Source organism: uncultured Roseovarius sp. (genome assembly GCF_913054395.1).
In the GTDB taxonomy this organism is placed as follows: domain Bacteria; phylum Pseudomonadota; class Alphaproteobacteria; order Rhodobacterales; family Rhodobacteraceae; genus Roseovarius.
This window is the reverse complement of record NZ_CAJXIP010000192.1, coordinates 1-5,230: the sequence shown is the minus strand read 5'-3', so window position 1 is coordinate 5,230 and position 5,230 is coordinate 1. Positions and strand designations below refer to the sequence as shown.

At 61.2% G+C, this 5,230-nt stretch carries 7 protein-coding genes; 3 read left to right on the top strand and 4 right to left on the bottom strand.

Annotation, left to right across the window (positions count from 1 at the left end; genetic code table 11):
- Together QZ522_RS17590 and QZ522_RS17585 are read left to right on the top strand one after the other, a co-directional pair.
- Positions 1–631: FtsW/RodA/SpoVE family cell cycle protein (locus QZ522_RS17590; RefSeq protein WP_294614668.1), on the top strand; the 631-nt coding region annotated here is incomplete at its 5' end.
- A 6-nt stretch (positions 632–637) separates the two neighbouring features.
- Positions 638–1,570 (top strand): glyoxylate/hydroxypyruvate reductase A, encoded by a 933-nt coding sequence (locus QZ522_RS17585; RefSeq protein WP_294614666.1) that lies wholly within the window; start codon positions 638–640, stop codon positions 1,568–1,570.
- A gap of 22 nt (positions 1,571–1,592) precedes the next feature.
- Here the strand turns inward: QZ522_RS17585 and QZ522_RS17580 are convergent, their stop codons facing one another.
- From QZ522_RS17580 to pncA, 3 genes are read right to left on the bottom strand one after another with little or no spacing between them, the layout of a single operon-like run.
- Positions 1,593–2,378 carry an SseB family protein gene (locus QZ522_RS17580; protein ID WP_294614665.1) on the bottom strand — a complete coding sequence of 262 codons (786 nt, stop codon included), beginning with the start codon at positions 2,376–2,378 and terminating at the stop codon, positions 1,593–1,595.
- Positions 2,371–2,958 (bottom strand): uracil-DNA glycosylase family protein, encoded by a 588-nt coding sequence (locus QZ522_RS17575; RefSeq protein ID WP_294614663.1) that lies wholly within the window; start codon positions 2,956–2,958, stop codon positions 2,371–2,373. Before QZ522_RS17575 ends, QZ522_RS17580 begins: the two co-directional genes overlap by 8 nt.
- A gap of 7 nt (positions 2,959–2,965) precedes the next feature.
- A complete protein-coding gene (pncA, locus tag QZ522_RS17570; protein WP_294614661.1) occupies positions 2,966–3,562 on the bottom strand; it encodes a bifunctional nicotinamidase/pyrazinamidase in 597 nt (198 codons plus the stop codon).
- Positions 3,563–3,669: 107 nt separating this feature from the next.
- Between pncA and QZ522_RS17565 the strand changes: the two genes are divergently transcribed.
- Positions 3,670–4,584, top strand: a complete 915-nt coding sequence (locus QZ522_RS17565) for a rhodanese-related sulfurtransferase (RefSeq protein WP_294614659.1) — start codon at positions 3,670–3,672, stop codon at positions 4,582–4,584.
- 111 nt (positions 4,585–4,695) lie between these two features.
- On the opposite strand, the gene QZ522_RS17560 is transcribed toward QZ522_RS17565, so the two are convergent.
- Positions 4,696–5,230: MFS transporter (locus tag QZ522_RS17560; RefSeq protein WP_294614657.1), on the bottom strand; the 535-nt coding region annotated here is incomplete at its 5' end.

Sequence of the window (5,230 nt, the reverse complement as noted above, 5' to 3'; positions counted from 1 at the left end):
CTCGATCCTCTTGCTGGCGGCGGGCGGGGTGATGATGTTCATCGCTGGGGTGCATTGGGCCTATTTTGCCACCGTCATCGCCGCCGTCGTGGCGCTTGTTTTCGCAGTTTTCGAAAGTCGCGGCACCCCCTGGCAGATGCTTGAGAATTACCAGTATCGCCGGATCGACACCTTTCTGAATCCTGACAATGACCCGCTTGGCGCCGGCTATCACATCACCCAATCCAAGATCGCGCTTGGGTCGGGCGGCTGGACGGGGCGCGGGTTCATGCAGGGCACGCAATCGCGGCTTAACTTTTTGCCTGAAAAGCATACCGACTTCATCTTTGTGACCCTGGCCGAGGAATTCGGCTTTGTCGGGGCAATCTCGATTCTCGGGCTGTACGCGCTGATCCTGATCTTTTGCATATCGACGGCCCTGTCCAACCGTGATCGCTATTCCTCGCTTCTGACGCTTGGGATTGCGATGACGTTTTTCCTGTTCTTTTCGGTCAATATGTCGATGGTCATGGGCTTGATGCCGGTGGTCGGCGTGCCCTTGCCACTGGTAAGCTATGGCGGTTCGGCCATGCTTGTCCTGATGGTCGGATTCGGCCTTGTCCAAAGCGCACATATTCACAAACCAAGGTAAGATTTCATGCCCCTAAACGTCCTTTTCGCTGCCCGCCCCGAGCGGTGGGAAACCTATGAAGCGCCCTTGAAAACCGCCCTTGCAGAGGCCGGGATCAAGGCCAGGCTTGCCACCGACATGCCCGCCGATGAGGTCGATTACATCGTCTATGCGCCCAATAGCGGGGTCGAGGATTTCACCCCCTTCACACGCGCCAAGGCCGTTCTGAACCTCTGGGCAGGGGTCGAGGATGTTGTCGGCAACCCCACCCTGCACCTGCCGCTGGCGCGAATGGTCGACCACGGGCTGACGCAGGGCATGGTGGAATGGGTGACAGGCCATGTGCTGCGCCATCACCTTGGAATGGATGCGCATATTCTTGGGCAGGACGGGATCTGGCGCAAGGATGTGCCGCCGCTGGCACCGGATCGCCGGGTGAGCATCCTTGGCCTGGGCGCTCTTGGACAGGCCTGCGCAGAAGCCCTTGGGCGGCTTGGCTTTGCCGTGACCGGTTGGAGCCGGAGCCAGAAAGAGATCGACGGCATGACCTGTCTTTCGGGCGACAAGGGGCTGGTGTCTGCGCTTCAAAGCGCTGATATCCTGGTGCTTTTGCTGCCGCTGACCCGTGGTACGGAAAACATCCTGAACGCCAAAACGCTGGCCCATCTGCCACGCGGCGCGGTGATCGTGAACCCCGGTCGCGGGCCGCTGATCGACGATGACGCGCTTTTGGCAGCCTTGGACAAAGGCGAGATCGGCCATGCCACGCTTGACGTGTTCCGCGAAGAGCCGCTACCGGCAGAGCACCCGTTCTGGGCCCATCCGCACGTGACCGTGACGCCGCATATCGCCTCGGAAACGCGGCCAAGGTCGGCCTCGCAGGTGATTGCGGAAAACATTCGGCGCGGCGAGGCCGGTGAGCCATTCATCAACCTGGTTGACCGCGACCTGGGATATTAGGCGCGCGCCGAAAGGGGCATGGCTATCGCAGAATCGGAGGTTTGGCGGGATCAGAGCCCGGCGCGCGCCGTGGCGCGGGTGCCTCATGCTGCGGCAGGTCGAACCGAAGCCCACAGGTGGCAAGCTGCGCAGCCGCCCGGTCACTGGCGGCAAAGAACGCCACATCAAGAGCAGCCGCCTCAAGGCCGGAAAAGATAAGCGCCTCTGACACGGCCTGTGCCAAGGCCGCCTCGGCACCGGGTACCGCATCGACAAAGCCAAGCATGTGGCCCTGCGCGCGGCTTTCATAGGTCACCCCCACGAGATAGGCCAGCGGGGCGAGCCCCGTGGCACTGGCAAGGCGGGCATCAAGCGCAAGCAGGAAGGCTTCGGGCAGGCCTTTGGGCGGTGTAAAGCTCTCGACGCGCGCCTCGATTTCGGCCGGACCAGTGCCAAGCGTCTCAGCCAGCCAATCCACCGCCTCGGGCGGAATGAGGATGGATGAGGGCGCCACCTCGAGGTTGACACCAAGCCCGATCCCCTGCCCGGCCAGCATCGAGGCAATCATGCGCCCGGTGAGCGCCGCATATGGCGCCGGGCGATTGGCAAAGCTGGCAAGCCGGGCCTCCTGATCAAAGACCAGCACAAAGGAATGATCCGAAAGCTCGAACACCTCGGGATCAATCGCCTCGCCGTCCGCCTCGGATTTCAGCAACAGATAAAGCTCGCTCGCCGCGAGCGTTTCATAAAACCGCATGCGGGCACTGGCATCCTCGGGGGCAGCCTCCATCGCGGCATGGGCGGCGTCAAGGCGGGTGAGCTCAGTCATATATGACCCTTTGAACCTCTGCGCGTAATTCGGGCAATACATCGGCCTCGAACCACGGGTTTTTCCTGAGCCAAGCGGTATTGCGCCACGACGGGTGCGGCAAGGCAAAAAGCCGCGGTGCATGGTCGCGCCAGGCCTTGACGGTGGCCGTCACCCCGGTTTTCACGCCGAGATGATATTTATGCGCATAGCCGCCAACGAGAATGGTTAGCTCTATCTTTTCAAGATCCTGCATGACCTTATCGTGCCATGTGGCCCCACAGATACGCGGTGGCGGAAGATCAGAGCCCTTGGCATCATAGCCCGGAAAGCAAAACGCCATGGGCACGATGGCCACGCGGGACTGATCGTAAAACTGCGCCTCGCTCAGCCCCAGCCAATCGCGCAGGCGCGCGCCCGAAGGATCGTCAAACGGCTTGCCCGATTGATGCACCCGCATTCCCGGCGCTTGCCCCGCGATCAGGATACGGGCCGAGGGGCGAAACCAGACCACCGGACGCGGGCTGTGGCGGGTCTGGGTGGCGGCAAAACGCTCTGCGCAAAGCGTACAGGCGCGGATCTGATCGCCTAGCGGCTTCATCGCCGGGTCATGCAAGCGTCACCCCGGCCTCGCGCATCCCCGAAAGGGCGGCGGCGAGCGAGCCATCCAGATCAATCGCACGACAGAGATCTCGGCGCACCGTCACGGAATACCCCAAACGCGCCGCATCGACCGCCGAAAAGTTGACGCAGAAATCGGTGGCAAGACCAACCATCGTCACCTCGCTGATCCCGCGGGTGCGCAGATAACCGTCAAGCCCGGTCGGTGTTTCGTGGTCATTCTCGAAAAACGCCGAATAGCTGTCGATCGACGCATTCATGCCCTTGCGGATAATCGCATCGGCGCGGGATGTCTCAAGCCCCACATGAAAGGCGGCGCCGGGCGTGCCTTGAATACAGTGGTCGGGCCAGAGCACCTGGGGGCCATAAGGCATCTCGATCATCTCGAACGGCGCCTTGCCGGCATGCGAGGACGCAAAGGATGAATGCCCCTTGGGGTGCCAGTCCTGCGTCAGGATCACCACGTCGAACCGGGCCATCAGCGCATTGATACCCGCCACCACCTCATCGCCACCCGAGACAGCCAGGGCGCCGCCGGGACAGAAATCGTTTTGCACGTCGATCACGATCAGGGCTTGGGTCATGGGCTGCCTCCTTTTGCCTTCCTAGGGGTAAGCGGGCGCGGGCCCTGCGTCAATGGCGCCACTTTGTCCTCTTGTTCAGTCAGTGGGAAATGGCTAAATCGCGAAATATGTACAAAATTGCCGCGCTCTATCATTTCACCCGCTTTGACGACCCCGCAACGATTCAGGGGCCGCTTTTGGCGCTCTGCGAGGCGGAAAAGATAAGCGGATCCCTTTTGCTTGCCCGCGAGGGGATCAATGGCACGATCGCAGGCCCGGACGCGGGAATTGCGCGCGTGTTGTCCCATATCCGCGCCCTGCCCGGCTGCGCCGATATGGAATGGAAAGAAAGCCACAGCGCGGCTCAGCCGTTTCGCCGCCTCAAGGTTCGGCTGAAAAAAGAGATCGTCACCATGGGCCAGCCCGATGTGGATCCGCGGGCGCGGGTCGGTCACTATGTCGAGCCGTCGGATTGGAACGCCCTGATCGAAAGCCCGGATGTGGCCGTGATCGACACCCGCAATGACTATGAGGTGGCGATTGGCACCTTCAAAGGCGCGGTAGACCCCGAAACCGCCAGCTTTCGCGAGTTCCCCGCCTGGTGGGAGGAAAACAAGCACCGCTTTCACAACAAGCGGATAGCGATGTTCTGTACCGGCGGCATCCGCTGCGAAAAGTCGACGAATTACCTGCTCGGCCAGGGCGTCGAGGATGTCTATCATCTCAAGGGCGGTATTCTGAAATATCTCGAAGACGTGCCGCAAGAGCAGAGCACCTGGGAGGGCGAGTGTTTCGTCTTCGATGCGCGCGTCTCCGTGGGTCATGGCCTTGACGAGGGGCCGCACCGGCTCTGCCACGCCTGCCGCCGCCCGATCCTGCCCGAGGACACCAGGCGCCCCGAATACGAAGAGGGCGTCGCCTGTCACCACTGTGCGCATGAGACCACGCAAGAGGGCAAGGACCGCTTTCGCGAACGTCAAAAGCAAATGGCTTTGGCCGAAGCGCGTGGCGAACGCCATATCAAGGTGGTGCACGAAGAGTAATATCTTCAGGTGCTGTGCAACTGGCCAGCTTCGGAATTGAGTATTTGCGCCAAGAAGAAGATCAGGACGTCCGACTTCTTCTTGGTCAAAATACTCAAAATACACTGTATCTCAGGCAAGCTGGGGCTCGCGGGTGCGCGTGCGGGTCAGGATCAGCGCCATGATCCCGATATTGAGGGCATTCCAGGCGATCCCGTTTAGAAATGCCATCTGGTAGCTGCCGGTCAGATCATAGATCCAGCCTGACATCCATCCGCCAAGCGCCATGCCCGCGATTGTGGACATCAGAACGAAGCCGACGCGACGGCCTGCTTCCTGGCTTGGCATGTATTCGCGCACGATCACCGCATAACTTGGCACGATCCCCCCCTGAGCGAGGCCGAAGATCAGGCTGACCACATAAAGCGAGGTCAACCCGCCGGAGGGCAGATAAAAGAACAGCGCCAGGCATTGCAGGGTCGAGCCGATCAGCAGGGTGCGCACCCCGCCCAGCCAGTCGGACATCAACCCGGAAATCAGCCGCGATACCACCCCGCCCAAAAGCATCAGCGACAGCATTTGTGACCCGACAGCGGGGCCATAACCAAGATCGACGCAATAGCTGACGATGTGGACCTGCGGCATCGACATTGCAACGCAGCACCCG

Excerpts from the sequence above, each read along its gene's own strand:
- QZ522_RS17575 (WP_294614663.1), bottom strand. The coding sequence starts at position 2,958 with ATGAAGCCGCTAGGCGATCAGATCCGCGCCTGTACGCTTTGCGCAGAG.
- QZ522_RS17585 (WP_294614666.1), top strand. The coding sequence starts at position 638 with ATGCCCCTAAACGTCCTTTTCGCTGCCCGCCCCGAGCGGTGGGAAACC.
- pncA (WP_294614661.1), bottom strand. The coding sequence starts at position 3,562 with ATGACCCAAGCCCTGATCGTGATCGACGTGCAAAACGATTTCTGTCCC.
- QZ522_RS17565 (WP_294614659.1), top strand. The coding sequence starts at position 3,670 with ATGTACAAAATTGCCGCGCTCTATCATTTCACCCGCTTTGACGACCCC.
- QZ522_RS17580 (WP_294614665.1), bottom strand. The coding sequence starts at position 2,378 with ATGACTGAGCTCACCCGCCTTGACGCCGCCCATGCCGCGATGGAGGCT.